Source organism: Planctomicrobium aquicomposti (assembly GCF_051466325.1).
Taxonomy (GTDB): domain Bacteria; phylum Planctomycetota; class Planctomycetia; order Planctomycetales; family Planctomycetaceae; genus Planctomicrobium.
In genome coordinates this window covers 263,129-284,965 of sequence record NZ_CP195792.1, presented here as the reverse complement: position 1 = coordinate 284,965, position 21,837 = coordinate 263,129, and the positions used below count along the sequence as shown (strand labels likewise).

The 21,837-nt window shown below is 60.1% G+C and carries 12 protein-coding genes and 1 pseudogene; 9 read left to right on the top strand and 4 right to left on the bottom strand.

What is annotated here, in order from left to right; translation table 11 throughout:
- Window positions 1-192 precede the first annotated feature (192 nt).
- From SH664x_RS01105 to SH664x_RS01065, 9 genes and pseudogenes are all read left to right on the top strand, one after another.
- The gene (locus SH664x_RS01105) at window positions 193-2,562 is read left to right on the top strand and encodes a hypothetical protein (RefSeq protein ID WP_437204287.1); all 2,370 of its coding nucleotides are present in this window, start codon (window positions 193-195) and stop codon (window positions 2,560-2,562) included.
- Window positions 2,563-2,761: 199 nt separating this feature from the next.
- Window positions 2,762-5,986: pseudogene (gene uvrA, locus SH664x_RS01100) on the top strand (excinuclease ABC subunit UvrA); the annotation flags it as partial.
- 208 nt (window positions 5,987-6,194) lie between these two features.
- Window positions 6,195-6,659 carry an RrF2 family transcriptional regulator gene (locus SH664x_RS01095; protein ID WP_437204286.1) on the top strand — a complete coding sequence of 155 codons (465 nt, stop codon included), beginning with the start codon at window positions 6,195-6,197 and terminating at the stop codon, window positions 6,657-6,659.
- Between the two features lie 58 nt (window positions 6,660-6,717).
- Window positions 6,718-7,716, top strand: a complete 999-nt coding sequence (locus tag SH664x_RS01090) for a sulfate ABC transporter substrate-binding protein (protein ID WP_437204284.1) — start codon at window positions 6,718-6,720, stop codon at window positions 7,714-7,716.
- Window positions 7,717-7,903: 187 nt separating this feature from the next.
- Entirely contained in the window at window positions 7,904-8,734 is an 831-nt protein-coding gene (gene cysT, locus SH664x_RS01085) for a sulfate ABC transporter permease subunit CysT (RefSeq protein WP_437204283.1), read from the top strand.
- Window positions 8,724-9,623 (top strand): sulfate ABC transporter permease subunit CysW, encoded by a 900-nt coding sequence (cysW, locus tag SH664x_RS01080; protein ID WP_437204281.1) that lies wholly within the window; start codon window positions 8,724-8,726, stop codon window positions 9,621-9,623. The genes cysT and cysW overlap by 11 nt, the downstream gene beginning before the upstream one ends.
- A complete protein-coding gene (locus tag SH664x_RS01075; protein WP_437204279.1) occupies window positions 9,620-10,681 on the top strand; it encodes a sulfate/molybdate ABC transporter ATP-binding protein in 1,062 nt (353 codons plus the stop codon). Before cysW ends, SH664x_RS01075 begins: the two co-directional genes overlap by 4 nt.
- Window positions 10,682-11,299: 618 nt before the next feature.
- Window positions 11,300-12,925, top strand: a complete 1,626-nt coding sequence (locus SH664x_RS01070) for a S41 family peptidase (protein WP_437204278.1) — start codon at window positions 11,300-11,302, stop codon at window positions 12,923-12,925.
- Entirely contained in the window at window positions 12,922-13,836 is a 915-nt protein-coding gene (locus SH664x_RS01065) for a hypothetical protein (RefSeq protein ID WP_437204276.1), read from the top strand. Before SH664x_RS01070 ends, SH664x_RS01065 begins: the two co-directional genes overlap by 4 nt.
- A gap of 586 nt (window positions 13,837-14,422) precedes the next feature.
- Here SH664x_RS01065 and SH664x_RS01060 read toward each other — a convergent pair.
- The 4 genes from SH664x_RS01060 to SH664x_RS01045 all read right to left on the bottom strand — a co-directional run bounded on the left by SH664x_RS01060 (window position 14,423) and on the right by SH664x_RS01045 (window position 21,598).
- Window positions 14,423-16,744, bottom strand: coding sequence for a hypothetical protein (locus SH664x_RS01060; RefSeq protein ID WP_437204275.1), 2,322 nt, complete (start codon window positions 16,742-16,744; stop codon window positions 14,423-14,425).
- 113 nt (window positions 16,745-16,857) lie between these two features.
- Window positions 16,858-18,594 (bottom strand): hypothetical protein, encoded by a 1,737-nt coding sequence (locus SH664x_RS01055; protein ID WP_437204274.1) that lies wholly within the window; start codon window positions 18,592-18,594, stop codon window positions 16,858-16,860.
- A 64-nt stretch (window positions 18,595-18,658) separates the two neighbouring features.
- On the bottom strand, window positions 18,659-20,743 hold the full coding sequence (pilM, locus tag SH664x_RS01050) for a type IV pilus assembly protein PilM (protein WP_437204272.1): 2,085 nt from the start codon (window positions 20,741-20,743) through the stop codon (window positions 18,659-18,661).
- Window positions 20,744-21,187: 444 nt separating this feature from the next.
- Window positions 21,188-21,598: a hypothetical protein gene (locus SH664x_RS01045; protein ID WP_437204270.1), complete on the bottom strand. Its 411-nt coding sequence runs from the start codon at window positions 21,596-21,598 to the stop codon at window positions 21,188-21,190.
- Window positions 21,599-21,837 lie beyond the last annotated feature (239 nt).

The following is a 21,837-nucleotide window of genomic DNA, read 5'->3' as shown; positions in this document are numbered from 1 at the left end:
ATGATGGAACCGATACGCAGTAAGTTTCCGGGTTCTCTCCGATCCTGATCGCCCCGCAGGCAGCCTGCCCGCACATTCCGGCGCCCGTCGAGTTTCACGGACGCTGCATTCCAGCGACCAGGAAAGAACCCCCCTGAAGAGTGGGGACCTCGCTTGACGGACCACAGATCTGTCACAGAGACGACTCAGTCCATGATGACTGGCTCCACGCGCACCGCCCGGACGCTGTCGTTCTGGGGGCGGGGGCTGCTGTGTCTGTTGGCGCTCGCCCGGATCAGTCCGGCCGACGAGATCATTCTGAAAAACGGTCTGTCTCTCCGGGGCAACGCCATCGATGTGGCGGGCATGACACTGGCCGTGGCCAAATTCAATCGCCCGGACAAAACCGATCTCGACACCTCATTCATCATGCTGGACGATGGCGTCCGCTGCTATTTCGTGCACAAGCGGCAGGTCGCACAGCGAATCGCCGAACAGGAACTCTCCCGCTATGTGAATTACAAAATCGAACATCAGAAGCAGGCCCGCACGTCCGGGCTGGGTGTCGTCGGCGGATTTCAGGTGTTGCAGCCCTTCGATCAGTTCGGTCGTCGCGAAATCCGCCTGAATGCCTCGGGGAGGGAGTTCCAACTGCTGCAGGAGATCACCGAGCTGCGGCCGGACTTCGCCCGCATCCAGACTTCAAAATTTGTCTGGGACTTCTGCCTTGATACCAGAATTCTTCCGCCGGAACTTGTACAGCGCCTGATCGAGAAGAACTCGGACCGCGAAGATCCCGCCGAGCGGAAGGCCGCCTTGCAGTTCTACCTGCAGGCCGAGATGTTCCCGGAAGCACTCAGCGAGCTCGACCGGCTTCTCGAACGTTTTCCCGAACTCGCTTCCTGGGCCGAAAGGCCTCGCGAGGAAATCTACGAGCTGCAGGCGCGTCGTGGCATTCATGAAATTCAGCGCCGTCGTGATGCCGGACAGCATCGGCTGGCCTACCAGATCGCCCGACAGTTCCCGACCGAGCATGTCAGTGCCGACGTCCAACGGGAAGCCCGCGAAGTCGTAGAAGAGTACGATCAGGCACTCAGTGATCGCGACCAGATTCTGATGCAGCTCGACATGCTGCAGGCCGAGCTTCCCGAAGAACAGTCGCAGCGGCTGCACTCCATCCGGGCCACGTTGATCAATGAATTGCACTACGAGTCTCTCCCGCGACTCAAGCCGTTCCTGCAGGTGGCGGAAGAGACCGATATCAGCTCCAGACAGAAGCTGGCGCTCGCTTATTCGGGGTGGCTGCTGGGAAGCGAAAATGCGATCGAAGATCTCGACGCGACCCTGCGGTTATGGAATGCCCGGTTTCTGGCGATCGAGTATCTCCGCAACGAGAAGGACTCGCTCCGCGATACTGAGATCCTGAAACAGCTCGACGGAATTGAAGGGATCAACGTTCCCCGTCTCGCCCAGATGATTCCGTATCTTCCCCTGCCGGTCGAAGCCCCTTCCACGGTCCCGGTCGTACCTCAGGTCATCGATCTTCCCCCGGTCGAAGGTCAGCCGGGCGGACAATACACGATCGCCCTGCCTCCCGAGTATAACCCGGCTCACGAGTATCCGCTGCTGATCGAACTGAAAGGAGAAGGGCGGACCTACGAACAGGCGGTCAAGTGGTGGATGGGAGATGAAGACTATCCGGGCTGGGCGCAGCGTCGGGGCTACATTGTGCTCGCCCCCCACTACTGCTCCGAGAGTGCGACCGAGTTCAACGGCAATGCCATCGAACATGCGATCGTCCTGCAATCGATCGACCATGCCCGCAAGCGGTTCCGGATTGACTCCAACCGGATCTTCCTGGCCGGACACGGCATGGGGGGGAATGCCTGTTTCGACATCGCGTTCTCTCATCCCCACATCTTCGCGGGGGCGATTCCGTTCACCGGTTATTGCCATCAGGTCTGCCCGATCTATTACAAAAACGCTCCGGATCTGGCGTGGTATGTGGTCGGAGGAGAGCGGGACCGCGACACTCGCGACGTGAACGCGCCGACCATCAACCGGATGATGCGGGCCCAGTACGACGTGGTCTACTGCGACTACAAATCCCGCGGGTACGAAACCTACCACGAAGAGCAGGGGCGAATCTTCGACTGGATGCAGACTCATCGCCGCGCCCCGCTGAAAAACTTCGCCAAGTTCGAAGCCAAAACTCTCCGTGCCAGCGATAACGAGTTCTACTGGTTCCGCTCGAACCAGTTGCCGGACGTCCTCTTCCAGCCGATCCTCTGGGACCAGCAACAGCGGAAAGTTCCCCGCCTGTTCGAAGGAACCATCACCGCGAGCGCCAATATCGACCCCAATCGTCCGAAAGTCACAGCCATCTATGTCAAACATCCCGGCAAGGGGATGACGATCTGGCTCTCGCCCGAACTGTACGACTTCGACAGCCGCTGCGACGTGCACTTCAACGGCCGTACCCTGCACAGCGACTATGTGAAACCGTCGGCACAGGCTCTCCTCAATGACCTCCGCGAGCGCGGTGACCGTCAACGCCTGTTCTGGGGCCGACTGGATCTCTGACCGGCGGAAAAAACGCTCGGTCTGCCGGGAACTCGCGTTGAGACGAAATGCCCCTTCGCTTGCTGTCGGGTAAATCGGTGAGTGCGGGTGTTTTTCCGAGTCCCCGGCGCTATGATTCCCTCTGGGACTCAGCTCGCCCGTTAGCCGCTTTGGCCGGGCCCGCGCTCCTGAACATTTCCAACCTCTGTTGCGATTTCGCATGCCCCGCAGTTTTGAAGAACTGACTCCGCAGAATTTCTCTTTCAATAGTCCGCTGGGCTGGTGTCCCGCCTGTGAAGGTCTGGGGACCGAAATCGGCACCGACCAGAGTTCGATCGTGGCGAACACCAATCTGTCGCTGCGCGCAGGTGCCATCTCCGCTTGGCCCCGTCCTCAGGCCAATCCGGCCTTCGCAGCGGTGCTGGAAGCGCTGGGAGAACAGTTCAACATCCCGCTGGATCTTCCCTGGTATCAGCTCAGCCCCCGGCAGCAGCGACTTGTTCTTCAGGGGACGGGTGACCGTTGGTTCGAAGTGACGTTGCCCGGTGCGAAGCAGCCGATCTCCATGCAGTTCAAAGGGCTCTACCCCGCCATCGAGGAAGCGACTCGCGTTTCATACGCTTACCGGGTCCAGCTGCAGGATCTGGTGGGAGATCGACCCTGCTCGGTCTGTCATGGAGACCGGATGCGGGAAGATGCCGCCTCCGTCCGGCTCTCCGGAAAATCTCTCCCCGAAGTCTGCCGCCTCACGCTCGAAGAGACGCTGGCCTATCTGCAGAGTCTGCAGCTCAACAGTGAAGAACAGAAAATCGCCGGAGACCTGCTCAACGAAGCGATTCACCGGCTCAAGTTCCTGATCGATGTCGGCCTGCATTATCTGAATCTCGATCGCAGCATGCCGACTCTCTCCGGTGGGGAATCGCAGCGAATCCGACTGGCCGGGCAGATTGGCCGGGCACTCACCGGCGTGCTGTACGTGCTGGACGAGCCGACGATTGGTCTGCATCCCCGCGACAACGGCCGGCTGGTGCAGGCACTCGAAAAATTACGCGACCTCGGGAACACCGTCGTGCTCGTGGAGCATGACCGGGAAGTGCTGGAAGCGGCGGACCGGCTTTACGACTTCGGTCCTGGCTCCGGACGGTTCGGGGGCTCGGTCACGGCCGAAGGGACGGCAGAGGAGATCGGTCAGCAGAGCGACAAGTCGCTGACGGGGGCCTATCTGTCGGGGGTGAAGGGAATTCCCGTTCCGCTGCTGCGGCGAATGGTTCGCAAAGAAGACCGCGGTCCGGTGCTGGCCGACCCGAAAGAGATTCATCTGGCGTACGAGAAACCGCCCGGGGGGGCCTGGCTAGAGATTCTGGGCTGTCGGCAGAACAACCTCCGTGATGTCGACCTGCGAATCCCGCAAGGGACGTTGACCTGCGTCACCGGCCTCTCCGGCTCCGGCAAGAGTTCACTCGTGCAGGAAACTCTCTCGCGCGCGGTGGCCCGTCATCTTCGTCGACAGGGACCAGCGCCGGGACCGTTCGATGCCATGACCGGCGCCGAACTGATCAGCCGCGTCATCACCGTCGACCAGCAACCACTGGGAGCGACGCCCGCATCGAATCCGGCCACCTACACCGGAGTTTTTGATCCGATTCGAGAGCTGTTCAGCAAGCTGCCGGAAAGCAAAGTCCGGGGCTTCAAACCGGGACGCTTCAGCTTCAATCGCGCTGGGGGGCGGTGCGAAGACTGCGAAGGAATGGGTCAAAAGAAAATCGAAATGCACTTCCTCCCCGACGTCTGGGTCGAGTGCGATACGTGTCACGGCAAGCGGTACAATCAGGAATCGCTCGCGGTGAAGTTCAAAGGGTTCTCGATTGCCGACGTGCTGGAGATGTCGATCGGTCAGGCGCTCGATGTCTTCGAAAAGATTCCGAAGATCCGGGCCCCACTGGCAACGCTGGCCGCCATTGGTCTCGACTATCTGACACTCGGCCAATCTGCCACAACGCTCAGCGGGGGTGAAGCACAGCGAGTCAAGCTGGCCGCAGAACTGGCCAAACCGAACGCCGGGAAAACTCTGTATCTCCTCGACGAACCGACCACCGGCCTGCATTTCGACGACATCTCCAAACTGTTGAAAGTGTTGAACAGTCTGGTCGAACAGGGAAACACGGTCGTCATCATCGAACACAATCTGGATGTCATCAAGACGGCCGACTGGATCATCGATCTGGGTCCGGAAGCGGGCATTCACGGGGGGCTGGTCGTCGCGCAGGGAACTCCCGAGGACGTAGTGGCCCAGGCAGAGAGCTTTCACCGACCCCCGGAAGACGGAAAGAAGAAGCCACGCGGCAAAGCGGGCGCGGCACAGTCTGCCGGCCGCTTGCGATCCTGGACCGGCGAGCTGCTCGCTCCGGTGCTGGCCGAAGGAGAACGGGGGGCACTCGATGTCTTCGACGTGGCGGAGGCCTCGAAGAAACGCAAGGGGGATATGGATATCGCCGCGGTCGGTCGCGAAGTCGACGCGCCATGGAAGACCGACGGCAGACGCTGGCACACGGAGCAGCGTGTGGCCCGCAGCGGGAAACCGTGTCGCTGGGAAGGGTCGGCGCTGACGTTTGTCGTCGATCTGCTGTCGACCTTCGACGGCCTGAAAGAGCCGAACTGGAATGATCAGGCCCATGTCGAAGTCACCGCTGAGAAGAAAGCGGGAACCGGCTGGTTCTTTCATGCTCTCACCGGGGACGAATGGCTGCTGAGAATGTATTTCCGGGTTCCGAAGGGGACCTTCAACGAAGCCCAGTTGCAAAAGAGCCTGGCGCTGAAATCGGTCAACGACCTCGATGAACTCGAAGTCTATAACCGGAGCGACCGCGTCCGAGTCAATCGGCAGAAGGGGCCGTTCGAAGAGGTCGTGCTGGATGTCCACTGGAAGAAAGAGATCGACACCGCAGCCTTCCGCCAATTTCTGAAACAGGCGGTGGCCGCTTATCTCGGTCAGGTCGAGAAGACGTCGCAGTCCCCCGCAGATCTGTCGCCGTGGAAAGTTCTGGGAAAGAAGTGGCACCTCTCCCGAAAGGGTTTTCCCTCAGACAAACGAGTCGCCTGGAAACAGGAAATTCTGGAGACACTGTTCGACCTGCTCGAATCGACCTTCACCACCCTGGAGGTCGACTGGTCGAACAAGACGATGGTGTCGTTTCGTGCAGCCGGTTCCAAATCAGCCGTTGTGGAACTGCACACCAAACGTCGCGAGGCGATCCAGCTGGTCCTGAACACCCCTGCGGGAACGATTGCCCTCGGGCAGATTGCCGATCTGGGCGACGCGAGGGAAATCACGCTGCAGCGAAACGGACAGGAAGCGGTCCGTCTCAGTTTCACTTCAGAGCGTCAGGTAGACTCCGCCGATCTCAGGTCGCTGCTGAAAAGCTTCCATGACCGCCTGCTGCCGTAATTCCGGCAGGCGTCTGTCATAACAGCCTCCCTTGATCCAGACCTCATGCGGCACTTGAACTTGCGATTTTTGCCGCTTGGGAGCCCGACGTCCGGCACCAATTGTTCCAGTGTTCGGCTTGGGGGTGACGATTGACGCTGAGGTCTGCTAGAATAAAATCCACGACTAAAAGAGTCGTGGTTCAACTTCTCCGGACTTTGGCAGGTCGATGAAACTTTCCAGAAAATCCGATTATGCATTGCGTGCCATGTTTGCTCTCGTCGCGAACTATGGTCGAGGCGTTCTTTCCATCCGTGAAATCGCTGAGAAAAACGACATCCCTCGGCGGTTTCTGGAGCAGATCATGATTGAGCTGCGGACGAAGGGCTGGGTGAAAAGCATCGCCGGGCGCGATGGGGGATTCATCCTCGCCAAGCCTCCCGCCGAAATCACGATGGGACAGATCGTCCGCCATTTCGACGGAATTCTGGCGCCGATTGCCTGCGTCTCCACCTCCTCATACGAACCCTGTTCGCAGGAAGGTGTCTGCCGGTTTCGTCGAATTCTGCTCGACATCCGGAACTATGTCACCCGCATGATGGACAACGCCACGCTCGAACATGTGTTCGGCAGCGCGATTGTTCGACGGGAAGAAGTCTTCAGCCCCGGTTTCGTTCACGGGGACGGCATCTGAACTTGCCCGATGAGGGCAGGAATCTCTCAGACAACTCGACGGAAAAGCGAGCCTCAACATGCGCGCCCTGTTTGTTCTGATGGCGGGACTCTGCCTGCTGGCAGCTCCCGGCTGCAACCGCAGTCCCTCCGACCAGATCACCCTGCTGAACGTCTCTTACGATCCGACCCGCGAACTGTGGCGCGACCTGAACAAGGGCTTCACAGATTCTTACAGTCAGGAACACGGCCAGAAAGTGCAGATCAAGCAGTCGCACGGCGCATCCGGCAGCCAGGCCCGCTCCGTGATGGAAGGGCTCGACGCCGACGTGGTGACTCTCGCACTCTGGCCCGACACCAACGCCGTTTCCAAATCAGGCCTGATTCAGCCCGGCTGGGAAGAAGAGTTCCCGAATCGCAGCCTCCCTTACACATCCACCATTGTGTTTGTGGTCCGCAAGGGAAACCCCAAGGGGATCAAGGACTGGAGCGACCTGACTCGCCCGGGCATCGAAGTCATTACCCCCAATCCCAAGACATCCGGGAACGGCAAACTCGCCTTCCTGGGGGCCTGGGGAAGTGTCACCACCACCGGGGGCAGCGAAGAGGATGCCCGCAAGTTCGTCCAGCAGCTTTACAAGGTGGTCCCGGTCCTCGATACCGGAGCCCGCGGCGCCACGACCACCTTCTCCCAGAAGGGGATCGGCGATGTCCATCTCACCTGGGAAAGTGAAGCGTATCTCGAACTCAAGGAGGCTGGCGATAACCTGGAACTGGTCTATCCCCCGCGCAGCATTCTGGCCGAACCGCATGTGGCCATCGTCGACTCCAATGTCGACCGTCACAACACCCGCGCCGTGGCCGAGGCCTATCTGAACTTCGCTTACTCGCCCGCCGGACAGGAGATCATCGCCAAGCATTATTACCGCCCCAGCAACCCCGAAATCCTTGCCCAGCACGCAGCCAGCTTCCCGCCGCTGACGCTGTTCAAGGCGACCGATCTGGGGGGGGACTGGGATCAGCTGCAGCAGAAGTTTTTCGCCGATGGCGGAATCTTTGATCAGGTCTATTCCCGCTGAGGCACGCTGAGAATGGCCGGCAGGCCGCGGTCGCCCGTCTCCACCTGGCTCGACCGGTGAAAAGGGAGGGTTCGCGTGGCATGAGGCGTCGGGTTCGCTGATTCCCCATGACAAAAATGAGACTCTCCCCTACTCTTCGAGTTTCGATCATTCCGAGTCTCGGGCTTTTGAGTCCTGAAGGACCGTCATGTTTTTCCGTCGCCTCTCTCGCAGCCCCCTTCCGGGATTTCTGCCGAGCTTGAGCTTCACCCTCCTGTACCTGACGCTGCTGCTGGTGATCCCTTTGATCGCTTGCATCGTCAAGGCGTCATCGCTGTCGCTGGACGAATTCTGGAAGGCGGTCTGGTCGGAACGGGCCCGGGCGGCCTACCTGCTCACCTTCGGTGCCTCTGCCGTTGCGGGGTTAGCCAGTGCGGTGCTGGGCTTGCTCCTCGCCTGGGTTCTGGTCCGCTACCAGTTTCCCGGCCGCAATGTGCTCGATGCCCTGATCGATATTCCCTTCGCGCTGCCGACCGCCGTGGCGGGCCTGGTCTACTCCAGCCTGTATGTCCAGAACGGCTGGTACGGGCAGTTCCTTGTCCCACTGGGAATTCACGGAGCGTATTCACGGCTCGCCATTGTCCTCGTTTTGACATTTCTTGGACTCCCATTCGTGGTCCGTACGGTGCAGCCGCTGCTGGAAAGTCTGGAGAGTGATCTGGAAGAGGTCGCCGCCTCGCTGGGGGCCACCCGCTGGCAGACATTCACCAAAGTCCTCTTCCCGTCACTGCTGCCGGGACTGGTGACCGGCTTTGCCCTGTCATTTGCCCGGGGACTGGGCGAGTACGGATCGGTGGTCTTCGTTTCCGGCAACAAGCCTTTCCAGACCGAAATCGCCCCGATGCTCATCGTCGCGAAACTGGAGGAATTCGCTTACCCCGAAGCGACCGCCATTGCCATGGTGCTGCTGGCGGGTTCGTTCTTCTCGCTGGGAGTGATCAACTGGCTGGATGCACGGAGTCGCCGCTATGCAGCCTAAATCCCGCCACACAAAAACAGTCGGGAAGATGGTGGCGAACGAGCCCGCCTGGCTGCGCATCCTGCTGATCTCGCTGGCCCTCCTCACCGTGACGGTGCTGATCGTCGTCCCCTTGGTGTATGTGTTCGTGCAGGCACTCGCCCCCGGACTGGAGACCTATTGGTCGAACCTGTGGGACGACCCGGACACCGTCCATTCAATCTATATGACATTGGCGGTCGCTCCACTGGCGGTCGTGCTGAATACGATTTTCGGCCTCGCGGCCGCCTGGGCGATCACCCGGTTCCGGTTTCCAGGCCGGTCACTGCTGGTCACCATGCTCGACCTTCCCTTCGCAGTCTCTCCGGTTGTCGCCGGGTTGATGTTCGTGCTGCTGTTCGGAATGAGGGGCTACTTTGGTCCGGAGCTGAGGGAGTGGGGCATTCAGATTGTGTTCGCCTGGCCCGGCCTGCTGCTGGCCACGACCTTTGTGACGATTCCCTTTGTAGCCCGCGAGCTGATCCCGCTGATGCAGGCCATCGGCCCGGATGAAGAACTCGCCGCGATCAGTCTGGGGGCGAGTCCCTGGCAGATGTTCTGGCGGATTACCCTTCCCAATATCAAATGGGGGCTGATGTTCGGCATCATCCAGTGCAACGCCCGGGCCATCGGCGAGTTCGGCGCGGTTTCAGTCCTCTCCGGACACATTGCCGGTGAGACCGACACGATGCCCCTGCGAGTCGAAAAGCTGTTTCAGGAATCGCAGAATGCTGCCTCGTATGCCGTGGCATCACTGCTCACGCTGATGGCCCTCGCCACGCTGGTAGCCAAGATCGTTCTGGAGCATCTCTCCGCCCGCACCGTGGTGCCGCACGACGCAGAGCTGGTGACCACCGAGGAAAAAACATGAGTATCAGCATCCGGCAAATCACCAAGCGCTTCGGCTCGTACCTCGCGCTCGACAATGTGAGTCTGGAAGTCCCTTCCGGCAGCCTGACCGCGCTGCTCGGTCCGTCGGGATCCGGCAAGACGACGCTGCTCCGCATCATTTCCGGCCTGGAAACCTCCGACTCGGGGACGATCCTGTTTCAGGACGAAGATGTCACCGGACGATCGGTCAAAGATCGTGAGATCGGCTTCGTCTTTCAGCATTACGCCCTGTTCCGGCACATGACTGTCTTTGAAAACGTCGCCTTCGGATTGCGGGTCCGCAAGTCTCCCAATGCAGAAGTGACGGACCGTGTGCACGAACTGCTGTCGCTGGTGCGGCTCGAAGGCCTCGGTCAGCGTTTCCCGTCCGAGCTGTCGGGGGGACAGCGGCAGCGGGTCGCTCTGGCCCGCGCTCTGGCCGTGAAGCCCCGGATGCTGCTGCTCGACGAACCATTTGGGGCACTCGATGCCAAAGTCCGGCAGGAACTTCGGATCTGGCTGCGCAAGTTGCATGAAGAGATGCACGTCACCACGGTCTTCGTGACGCACGACCAGGAAGAGGCCTTCGAGGTCTCCGATCAGGTGGTCGTCATGAAGCAGGGAAATGTCGAGCAGATCGGCACGCCCCAGGAGGTCTTCGATCACCCCGCGACTCCGTTCGTGATGGATTTTCTGGGGAATGTCAACGTGTTCCACGGCCGACTGGAAAGCGGGCAGGCCCAGCTTGGTCCGTTCAGCATGGCTTACGAACACGACCATCACAGCGAGCCCCGCAATATCACCGGCTATATCCGTCCGCACGAGCTGGAGATCACCCGCCATCCCAACGGGTCTTCCTGTCTGGCGGTTAAAATTCTGCAGATCAACCCGGCGGCCTCGGTGGCCAAAGTGCGGGTCATCTCGGAGCAGTTCGGACTGGAGATGACTGTCGACGTCACCCGGGACCGTTTCCGGGAACTGGTCCTGCAGACCGGTGAACACGTGTACGTGACACCGCAATCGGTCAGGGTCTTCGAGCCGACAGATTATTCGATCTGAGACGCCCCCCCTGCGCCAGCGTCTTTCGCATCCGGAGAGAGCGCGAGCTGTCGCGGCTCCCGTCCGGGTAGTATCGACACTTCGGTGGGGCCGTGCGCTTTCAGGGAGAATCTCTCACTCCGACGCAATCGACAGCACCGGCCCCCGTTCAGATTGCACGGCTTGCAGCAGTTTCTCCGATCCTGCTGCAGTCATTCGACATCGGTCGGCGTGGTTTTCCCGGGACCGGCTCTCTGCACAGCGGTCACGCGTATCGTGTGGGCGGTGACAATTCTCCGGGATCCGGATTCCGCCCCTCCGCAAACGCCACGCCGCGTATAATCTCCGCACGCCACAAGGCTTACGCAACAGCAACCCCCTCCGCAGCCACCCAGATTTCGCAAATTGACAAGGTCGCATGTGACCGTTGCCTCCGACTGAATTCCAGTGGATTGCGATTTGGAACTGGTTTTCAATCAAGTTTGGGGCTTGCCACTTTTTGCCAGCCGTGGCATTGTGGACTAGGTTGATGACAACAGCCGCGACTGACCACAGTCGCCGAGAGCATCCGGATGAGCTTTCGCAACGCCAGGAGGTGCGCAGCCAGAAATACCAGTCAACTGCCAAAAGGGGAGTCGAATGGATTTGTCGAACTTCAGGGATCGATTCCGCTTCGTCTTGCAACTCGCACTCTGCACGCTGGTGTGGAGCAGCGCTCCCGTTTCGCTGTTTGCTGTCGAAGAGCTGGCAGACTCCCAGACCGCGGTCCGGACCGGCACCCGCCTGGAAGAAGAACGCAACTGGAAAGAGGCTGTTGACGTCTATAAGAAGGCCCTGAAGCAGTGGCCTGAAGAAGAATCCCTGAAACTCGGACTGCGTCGCTCGCAGTTTCAATTCTCGGTTGCCCGCCGCTACACGGACGAAAGCTTCCTGCGGTCGTTGCGGCCGATGTCGCGCGACACCGCACTCGCCCTGTTTGAAGATGTCCTGACCAATATTCAGGCCTACTACGTCGACCCGATCAACACGACGTCCGTCGTCGCCCACGGTACGGAAAGCCTTTGGCTGGCACTGGGGAATGACCGGTTCGTCGAAGAAAACCTGTTTGGTGCTTCAGCCGACCGCATTCAGACGCTCCGTCGTTCGCTGTACGAGAACTTCTGGAACAAGAATGTCGCCACCCCCGCGGCCGCCCGCCAGATGATTTCCGAAGTCTGTGACCTTTGCCAGAAGCAGGTCGGCCTGGAAAGTGGACCGGTCGTTATGGAGTACGTCTTCGGAGCCTGCAACTGCCTGGACGACTATTCCAATGTCCTGACGCCGGGCAAACGGCAAGACCTGTACGGCAACATCAAGGGAGAATTCGTCGGGATCGGCATCGTCATGGAAGCCGAGAGCGGCAAGGGAATGAAGCTCAGCCAGATTCTCCCCGAGAGTCCGGCGGCCGAAGGGGGCCTGAAACGGGGGGACTTCATCATCGGCATCGAAGGGCGTGACTGCCGGGCGATGTCGACCGAAGAAGCTGCCGGCCTGCTGACCGGCAAAGCGGGATCCCGCGTGGAGCTGGAGATCTCCCGTCCCAACTCGGGCACCTTCCGCGTGCAGTGCACCCGCCGCGAAGTGAAGGTCAAAAGCATTCCCGTTGCCAAGATCATCGACGCTTCCCAAGGAATCGGCTACATCCAGATGACCGGCTTCCAGCAGAGCACCGTCGCCGAGATGGACGCCGCACTCAACGACCTGCAGCGGCAGGGAATGCGAACACTGATCTGGGATCTGCGGGAAAATCCGGGGGGACTGCTCACCGCAGCCATCGAAGTGCTCGACCGCTTCCTCGAGGAAGGGGTGATCGTCTCGACCCGCGGCCGCGCGGAAGACCAGAGCAACTCCTACACGGCGCATCGTCCCGGCACGTGGAATACACCGCTGGTGCTGCTGATCGACGAAAACAGCGCCAGTGCCAGCGAAATCGTGGCCGGAGCCATTCGCGATCACCAGCGGGGACTCATCATCGGCCGCACCTCGTTCGGCAAATGGAGCGTGCAGTCGATCTTCGATTCCCGCTACGGAACCGCCATCCGGATGACGACTGCCAAGTTCTACTCGCCCCGCGGAAACACTTGGGGTAAGATCGGTCTGCAGCCTGACATCGTGGTGCAGGAAGGTCCCAAGGACCGGCCGCTCGGAGATGTCGATCTGGAGAATGACCCGGATCTGCGTGAGGCCCTCCGTCAACTGCGGACCACCGAATACACCAAACGATGAGCTCTTCTTCCTTCGGCAACGCAAACCGCAATCCGGCCTGGTTGACGGGGCGCGGTCTGGGACCGAGGATCAAGTGGCACTTCGGAACCGATGGTCCGCTCACCACGTTTGCTTATGCCCGCGAATCGAGTGACCTGTTCGTCGCCGATGGGGCCGGAACGCTCTACCGCCTGAATCGCCTCGGCAAAATTGTGGCGATGACACGGCTCAACCAACCGCTGCTCGCCCTGGACTGGAGCGACGATGGCAAGCTCGGGGCGGTCATTCTCGGCGAAGATCAGGTGCTGCGGTTCGATGAGAATCTGCAGACCGTTCAGCGGCTGACCTTGCCCGACACCTGCCTGGGACTTTCCGTTTCGCCGTTCGGCAATCACCTTGTCGTCGGGCTGGCGAATGGCTCGAACCTGATCTTCAATGAACGCAAACGCCGCATCGCCCAGTTCGAGACCTCCCGGCCGCTCCCCTTTCTGAAGTTCTGCCGGACCGAAGCGGTCATCTTCGGAGCCGCGGAACATGGCCTGCTCTGTTGCCACGATCTGTCCGGAGCGGAAATCTGGCAGCAACGGAACTGGGCCAATGTCGGCCAGATGGCTGCCACCGGTGACGGGGATCTGATTTATCTGGCGAGCTTCGGACACGGCATTCAGGCGCTGGATGGAGACGGAGCCACGGTGGGGAGCTATGTGCTGGACGGCACGGTGAAACGGATCGACGTCAGCTTCGAGCCGCAGCGACTCATCGCCTCGACGATCGAGCGGTCCCTGTACTGGCTGGATGCGGATGGCGAGATGCTCTGGGCCACCGCCGTCGATGATGACATCAATGGAGTCATCTGCGATCCGCTGGGGGAATGGGCGATCTTCGGAATGGCCCAGCAGGGGATTTATCGTCTCGACTGGGGCGGGCTGTAGCTTCTGCCCCGCAGGTCGGCCCGAGGGATTTCAATACGGGCGGTTGTGGAAGCGTCGGGCTCCGGAGCGATCCCACGCGCGTCTTTGAGCGTTTCGACCTTTGTTTGCCACCTCCTCACCACGCGGCTTTGAGCATTTCACCAGACGAGACGCCAGCTGCGCGGGATCGAGAAAGAGCAATGAGCACTTGAGCTCCCGTTCGACGAGGACGACGACGAAAGTGTCCAAGGAAACCGTCCGCGTGCAGCGCGACGGCCTGAAGGAATTCAAAGTAAACCTTCGCCGACGTGTCGGGCTCCGGCGAACTCCAACAGGAGAACCAGACCGCGTCACTCGTGTTCCGGTCGACGCTCCGCTTCAACGGGGACGCTTCCCCCGTACGTCGTGTTGAACACCTTGACGTCGACCTTATCCCAACTGTCGCGAGACCCTCGGCACGCTCCCCGCTCGACTCAGTCTTCCCATGAAATCAGGCCGGCAAGAACCTGATGAGCGGTTCCTGTCGGCCTGAGGAGATCAACGTCTGGACCTGACTAAGAAGCACCTCCGCGGTGCAGTGCCGGGTCTCCTTCCGACGGGCCTCGTCCTACAGCGGAGGACGGTTGGCCGCGCCAATGGGGGTCTTCTTTCGCAGGGCACTGCGGTTCTTCCGCCCCTCCTTGATCGGATTGCCATCGACATCCACAGGATTGCCGAATTCGTCCACAGCCATTTCTTCCGCGACCGGCTCTTTCAGGTACTCGAACTGAGTGGAAATCCACTCCTGTTCCTTTTTCAGACGGGCATAGAGAGCGTCGCGACGACCATCGGTCAGCTGTTTCAACGTGCCGCTCTTGTTCACGAGTCCCGCGGGAGTGCACTCCACGCGTCCACGCAGACCCGTGGGCTTGAACCGTTTGCCATCGTCTGCTTTTTCATGCAGGTCTGACTCAAACTGGATGTCCGTCTGCACGTCAACGAGATAGTCCTGCGAGTTGAAAACGTATTCCCGTTCGCCGTAGAAGAAGTTGGCAGGATCGATGACCGTCGTGTTGACCTTGTCGCCGATCCGCTGTCCTGTCCGGATATCGAGAGCATGATTCATCGTGGTCCCGTATTTCGGATCCCACTCGAAGACATCCATGCGGGCGATCGGCAGCACACGGCCGACCCGGTCTTCCACAGACGTCAGGAAGTAGCGGACATCTTCTTCAATGCGAACCGGTTCGGTTTCCTTGCTCCAGGGGGTTTCCCTGGTTTCACCTTCCACCACGTGAGCCAAGCCTCCGGCATCGGCGGGACGGCGGTTGAAGTTCGGGTTCGCCAGAACCAGACGGACGCGGTAACGATACGTCTTGCCCGGCTCGACGCTGAAGTCGAGGAAGCGGAACAGCAGCAGTTCCCCTTCCGCCGACATGCTGGTCATCAACCATTTCTTGATCTTCTCTTCTTCCTTTTTGATATCCGCTTTTTTGTCGGTGGAGAGTTTCTTGGCCAGGGCGGTGATCAGGGCCTGTTGCTGGCCGGTCACGTTGGCATTGGGGCCGACAGAAATTGTGGAGGGAGCAAACTGCCCCGATCCGGAGCTATAGCCCATTCCCATTTCTTCATCGCCCATTCCGTAGCCACCCATTCCTCCTCCCATGCCCCCCATCCCGCCGAAGCCATAGGTCTGGGTCCCCATCAGGTCGGCCCGCACGGAACGGGAATCAAACTGGAATTCGTTGAACCCCTTGCGTTTGACGGTCGCGGCGTCGATTTCACGGTTCTGCTTGACGAGCTCGTCCAGCATCTCCCGCTGCATCTTCAGTTCGAACTCGATTTCCTCTTCTGACAGCACGAACTTCTGGATGCGGGGATGGCTGGCCACATCCGCATCCCAGACGCCGGTCAGCCGCATCGGCAACGGCATGGTGACCACGCTGTTCGTCACAGCACTGCTGACGACATCGGCCTCAAAGCCATCAGACCGCTGCAGGATGTCTGCCACAACGTCCATGTCCACCGGTTCCCAGGGTCCGGTCCAGGGATTGTCGCCCGGCAGCGCCATCTGGCGTTCCAGTTCAAAATCGCGAATATCAAACAGCGCGGCGGCTTCGCTGAATGGACGGTGAATCGCATCGGCAAATTTCCGGATCTGGTCCCGCAGCGGGAAGATCGCCCGCACCGAAACGAAGTGATACCCCTTGCCGATCAGTGGCACCGGACCAGCCCCGTAGGGGTTGTTGGGATCGTAAGGCCCCATGCCCGGTCCCCCCATTCCGGCGGCGCCGGGCGGCATACCCGGTTGACCAGCGGCCGAGGCGGTCCTTCCGCGCCGACGAGTGTTGGTGTACTGGCTGGTTTCGATCTGACTCTGCAGGCTGCCATAACGGAAGATCTCGCCCTCCATTCCCTCTGTGGGAAGATTGCGGACCTGATTGGCTTTGCGACGGAACTCTCCAGCCACTCCGGAATCAATTTCCTGCATGACGGGAGTCGAAGAAGCCGCCAGGGCAGTCGGGTCGATCTCCAGTGAGGCCGGATCGACCTGCTGCAGATAGGCCCGGCCGGCGGTTGCAATCGGGTCCTGCGGAGCGTTCCGATCGGGTTCACGAATCGGCTCATTCCCCCCCAGGACATCCGCGACCAGCTTGGTCGAGAGCTCGTAATCCGCGGGATTAATGGAACTCCACAGCCGCTCATGAACAATATTTCGCGGCACGGCAGCGCCGGTGACAGTGAACTGCTGCTGTTCTTCCTCTGGCCACTTGTTCGTCAACAGGGTCTTGCGTCCCGTGTTGACCGCGTCTTCGATCTGCCGGGGCGTTCCGGCATAGGGCTTCCACTGGGTTCCCCAAAGCCCCATCAGGACGACGAGCACGATGATTCCGAACACGACTTTTTCGACGTGATCGAGGGCAGCCTGCTTAAAGTCAATCTTCGCCATATCGCACCTTCACGAGCCTGGGCTTCGGAACTGTTATCCGAAACGGGCGGGGATGTGAGTCATCAGAAGTGAGTGGATCTCTCCGGGAAATGCAAAATCGATGAATCGTTCCATTACGGATTCGTCGCTGCGGGAGCTGCCTCGGCAGGAGCCGCCTCAGACGAAGCCGATGCGGGGGCAGCAGCCGCCGGGTCCGCCGTGACCGGTTCCTGTGTCGGCGGTGTCATGTTGGCTCCCCCTTCGACCGACTCGGCAGTCGGAGGGGTCGTCTCTGCCGGATCGGCGACCGGCACCGGGTCTGCCGAAGGTCGTTCGACTGCCGGCATGACAATGGTCTCTTCGGCGGGGGCTTCCCCTTCGGCCGGAGCAGCCTGCGCGGCTGCCAGCGCTGCAATTGAATCTTTCGGCTGACGATAGATGGTGATGATTCCGCACAGGTCCAGCTGCACCAGATCGGGATGCTCCAGCGCGGCATAGGCCTGCGGAGGCAAGCCGGTCGCCAGCGGGCCCGATACAGTGGTCGACCCCTGTCGGGTGCGTGCCAGCTGCGTCAAACCCATGCCCGCCCCCATTCCCCCCCGGCCGATCGTTCCGCGGCGTGGTGCGATGCCGGTGGTGAGACTGCTGGATTGGCCGCCGGGTCCCATCCCCATCATCGGGTTGTTGCCACCTCCGCTCATGGGGTTGCTGACGGCGTAGAGCGAGGACTCCGTGCGATAGGGGTTATCGCCGATATTGAAGCGTTTGATGCGAATCGGCCAATCGGCGTTTGTCAGTTCCACCAGGAAGTCCGGAACCTTGTTCTGCATGATGATGACGCTCATGTAGAATCCCCGCTCCAGAAACGGGGCCGTCTCGGACTCTGCGATGTACCGTTTGGGCAGTACGACCGTCGGCTGTCCCAGTTCATTCATTTCGCCCCCGGCATTCGGATCGACTGCGAGGCCGAATTCTTGTTCGGGCGGGAAGGAGATGGTGCTCATCACGGTCGAGGCGTTGCCGGTTGCCCCGCCCATTCCGTTCATTCCCATCGCCTCACCACCGCCGTAATCTCCGCCGTAGTCGGAGTACTCGTCCCCCATTCCCTCTTCCATCATTCCCATGGCACTCGGATCGGTGACACCGGTCCCCCCCATGAGAGCGAGCTTGTCGATCCGGCGAATCATCGATTCGTTGATCGTTTCTTTATCGGCATTGATGTTCCGGACCGCATCCAGCAGCAGGCGGGTCAGCCAGACATCAATCTGGGCGTCCCACATTTCCTGCGACTCGATTCCGAGGTTGCTCAGCCACTTCGCTTCGGGGAGTTCGCTGACAGCCAGAATCAGCTTCTGCTTGAACGGGTAATCTTCCGTGCGAATTCGGGGCTGTACGGGAACCTGCGGCACCGCGCTCGGCCGTCCGCCGAAGGAGGTGTTGGCATCCATCGTGGGCATCGGCATCACCGGCTCAGCGTAATCGCGAAGCTCTCCCATGATCCGGGGGTAGTCCTGACGGTAAGCAAACCGGGCGTTGACCGGCCAGGGCCCCATGAAGTCTGCGGGCTCCTGTGCCGCCACGATCGGGGGCCAGGTCATCCGCTTCTTCTGATGGTTCCAGATATCGACGATTGCTTCGTCGACATAGCGGGAGAGCACCGTATTGATATGGCTGAGCTTGGTCGTGTAGTCCTGATTCGGTTCGGTCCCTTTGGGGACTCCCTGCTTGACGCCGTCCAGTTCCTTCTGCCGGGCATCGGTCGCCGCCTTCAGGGCGTTGTTGGCAGAAAAATAGCCGTACATCGCCATTGGCACGATCAGGCCGGCCAGGATCCAGAAACGGTTCCGAATCAGCGGTTGTAATTTGTCCATGACGAACTCTCTGACGAAAATTTCAGGTGGTCAAAGGTCTGCATTCAGAACGACTGCGAGGACGTTACTCCGTCGGTGCCCCCTCGACAGGAGCCCCCTCTTCCCCTTCCGCACCGGGAGGTGGAGCATCCGTTCGCTGATCGGGAGGCACAAACTTCAGCAGGAACTGGATATCAAACTCCGTCTGTCGGAAAATCTGCAGGTTATTAGGATCGACGCTTCCGCCCGGGGTGGAAATCATGCCTTCATCCCCCCCCATTTGCGGCATCGTCGGAATGGCTCCGGGAGTCATCCCTCCCGCTTGCGGAGTCGTAAAGCGGGAAGTCTTTGTTTTCTTCCCGGGCTTCGTGGCGGCGACTTCGATCGGATCCTTGTAGAAGGCGATCGTCGCGTGGGAGATCCCCATGCGGGTCACATCGCGGGTCGGGAGTCCGGGAACTTCCAGCTTCGGCTGCTGCAGCCGTGACAGGAACTGGTGAGCCACATAGAGGATGCCGCTGTCTTCCGGAGTCTCTCCCTGATGCCAGGATTTCCCCCGAATCGTGTACAGGGTCGCGGGTCCCGAAGGAGCGGCGGCCTTGTCGGCTTCGGTCATGAACGTCTTCTGACTCGGGGTCAGACGATTGAACCAGGTCGCGGCATCGGGCAGGGGAGTGTTGCTGATTTCCGTAATACAGATCAGCTGCTTCTTCTCAGCCTGCTCAGGGGGAACCTCGACGTCTTCCGGATCACGGGGAAGACAATCGGTAATGGTATTGAGCACCTCCATGCCGACGATCTCCCGTCGACCTTTGGTATAGCCGTCGAGCTTGGCCTGAGCCTCGGCGAACTTCCCCTTTTGACCCTCATATTCACCGCCAAGCGCACTGACTTCTTCGCCGAACGTCTTTGCAGCTTCCTGAGCGGCGGCAAACTCAGGAGTGTTCACAGCGTTATTCGAAAACGCGTTGCCCACAGTCGACAGCGCAAACCCGGCCAGCATCACCGACGCGGCAGCCACAGCCCACGGCTTCTTCTTGCGGATTCGCCGTGCAGCGGCAATTTCCGGCGGCAGCAGCGTCGTGTGAATCCGGGAGAGCCCCAGCGACTGCAGGGCCAGACCATAGGGGACGGCAAAGCTCAACAGGTTTTCGCCGAACAGGGGCGAACTCAACACGGCATCACCCGCGAGAGCCTTGAAGGCATCCGGACGTTCCACTTCGTACTGCAGGTTCTGCTGCAGAAATTTCTGTAGACCCGCCAGTTTGAAGCCATTCCCCATGCCGATGACCTTGGTCACCTTGGCGGCACGATTCACGCTGGAGAAGTACCCGATCGACCGCTGAATGTCTGTCACATAGTCATTGAAGACCGGCCGCAGCGCCTGGAACACGGCACGCGGATCGGGAGCCTTGGTGGCGTTGCACTTCAGGTGTTCGGCCTTGGCAAAGCCGAGTTTCATTTCCTTGGCGAGTGCCCGCGTAAAGTGATTCCCCCCGATGGAGACATTGCGGATCCAGATTTTGTACCCGTTCGACACCATCACGGTGGTGTTGTCACAGCCCATGTCCAGCACGATGTAGTATTCGTCCCCGGGCTCACCTTCCGAGTTGCTGCGGATGTTCAGCTCATCGACACTGAGCACGCTGTACAGCGCCAGCGGTGCGATCTGAACGAGTTCCACTTCCACTTTGGCGTTGGTGTAAGGGCGCATCTGCTGGTACACCTGATCGCGCTTCATGGCGAACAGGCCGACTTCCGCATCCAGCAGGAAGCCCCCTTCAGTCGAACCGGCTCCGAGCGGCTGATAGTCCCAGACCATCTCTTCCAGCGAGAAGGGAATTTGCTGGCGCGCCTCGTATTTCACGATCTCGTGCAGCTTGTTGGCCTGGACGGGGGGCAGCTGAATGAAGCGGGCGAGGGCGGACGGTCCCGGCACACTGATGGCGATCTGGCTCCCCTTCAGGTCGTTGCGGGAGAGGAAGGTCTTCATCGCCTCCGGGACGATCTCTTCCGGAATGGCATCCGGCTGGCTGAGAATCTTCGGATACTGAATGTAGTCGAAGGCCTCGGCCACAATCTGATCCGTCTCCGGCAGATATCGGACCTTGACCGCCTTTAATGCCGACTGGCCGAGATCGATTCCCCACGCTGAACGTGCTTCCGCCATCGTCGCTGTTCCTCAACGCCAGATCTGTCCCGGCGGAGGGCACCATGGCAAAGACGCCGGGCAGACGGCTGCGAATTCAAGGAATTAGAATCAACTGAAGTGAATGGTTCTCAGTAGCTTAAGTGAACCGACAGGAGTTCGCAAATTCATTCCCTGTCGTTCAGGCTGCAACCGTCAACCCCGCACCCCGACGAGCGAGGCTGTAGGGATTATTCGGAGCAAAGGATTGGACGAACAGGCTCTGGAAAAAGTTTCCGTGAAATCCAGAGAAAAACAGCGGCGACGCTCTGCCCGGGGCGTGCATTTTTCAGCAATTCACCGAGCCCCAGGCAGGGAAAGCACCATTCTCGGCCTCCATTTCCCGCCCCAGCCCCCGGCAAAATCCCTCCAGACGGCGCCGCCCGCCCTCACCCAAACAGAGCCCGACAACTCCTCCGTCACCCTTCACGAACCCGACGAAACATCCGCCCCCCGGGAATGAAACTCAGACCAACGCTGCCAGGCATAGGTCCATTCCATCCACATTCGCATGACACTCCACAGGCTGCGCATCCGGGCCAGATGCTCCGGAGGGATCGCCCGCTGCTCCTTGACGGACGACTGGGCCGCCGACTTCAGCCCCCAGCGCTCCGCGAGCGAAGCGCACAAACCATCTGCCGACAGATCTGGATCGGCCTCCTCGTGCAGGCAGTTCGCGGCGTCGGCCATGACAAACAACTCAAACAGCTGACTGCGGGCAGGGTCCATTTCCAGCGGTTTTCCTGCCGTTTCACATTCCCTGATAATTGCGTCAACGCGATCAAGAATGCGGGTCTGTAACTCGGGTCCGACCAGTGCGGCGGCATCTTCTTGCATGGGTGGACTGTTTCTCGTAACAACTTTTGTGAAAATATCTTCCGTTCCCGGCCGCTGTGGCCGATTCTTCCAGTTGTAGACCGTCTCCGCAGCCTTGGCAACTGCCGGGTCAGGCCGATCGCACTTCCCGCAGCCGACCTCCCGGCAGATTCACTGAGATTTGATTGTGTTCCACCGCAAATCTCTCTAAACTGCTCGACCCTGCCGACGATCTTCGTACGCGCAGAAATCTGTAACAT

Coding starts and splice junctions, on each gene's coding strand:
- SH664x_RS01060 (WP_437204275.1), bottom strand. CDS start 16,744: ATGGCGAAGATTGACTTTAAGCAGGCTGCCCTCGATCACGTCGAAAAA.
- pilM (WP_437204272.1), bottom strand. CDS start 20,743: ATGGCGGAAGCACGTTCAGCGTGGGGAATCGATCTCGGCCAGTCGGCA.
- SH664x_RS01095 (WP_437204286.1), top strand. CDS start 6,195: ATGAAACTTTCCAGAAAATCCGATTATGCATTGCGTGCCATGTTTGCT.
- cysT (WP_437204283.1), top strand. CDS start 7,904: ATGTTTTTCCGTCGCCTCTCTCGCAGCCCCCTTCCGGGATTTCTGCCG.
- SH664x_RS01065 (WP_437204276.1), top strand. CDS start 12,922: ATGAGCTCTTCTTCCTTCGGCAACGCAAACCGCAATCCGGCCTGGTTG.
- SH664x_RS01055 (WP_437204274.1), bottom strand. CDS start 18,594: ATGGACAAATTACAACCGCTGATTCGGAACCGTTTCTGGATCCTGGCC.
- cysW (WP_437204281.1), top strand. CDS start 8,724: ATGCAGCCTAAATCCCGCCACACAAAAACAGTCGGGAAGATGGTGGCG.
- SH664x_RS01045 (WP_437204270.1), bottom strand. CDS start 21,598: ATGCAAGAAGATGCCGCCGCACTGGTCGGACCCGAGTTACAGACCCGC.
- SH664x_RS01070 (WP_437204278.1), top strand. CDS start 11,300: ATGGATTTGTCGAACTTCAGGGATCGATTCCGCTTCGTCTTGCAACTC.
- SH664x_RS01090 (WP_437204284.1), top strand. CDS start 6,718: ATGCGCGCCCTGTTTGTTCTGATGGCGGGACTCTGCCTGCTGGCAGCT.
- SH664x_RS01105 (WP_437204287.1), top strand. CDS start 193: ATGATGACTGGCTCCACGCGCACCGCCCGGACGCTGTCGTTCTGGGGG.
- SH664x_RS01075 (WP_437204279.1), top strand. CDS start 9,620: ATGAGTATCAGCATCCGGCAAATCACCAAGCGCTTCGGCTCGTACCTC.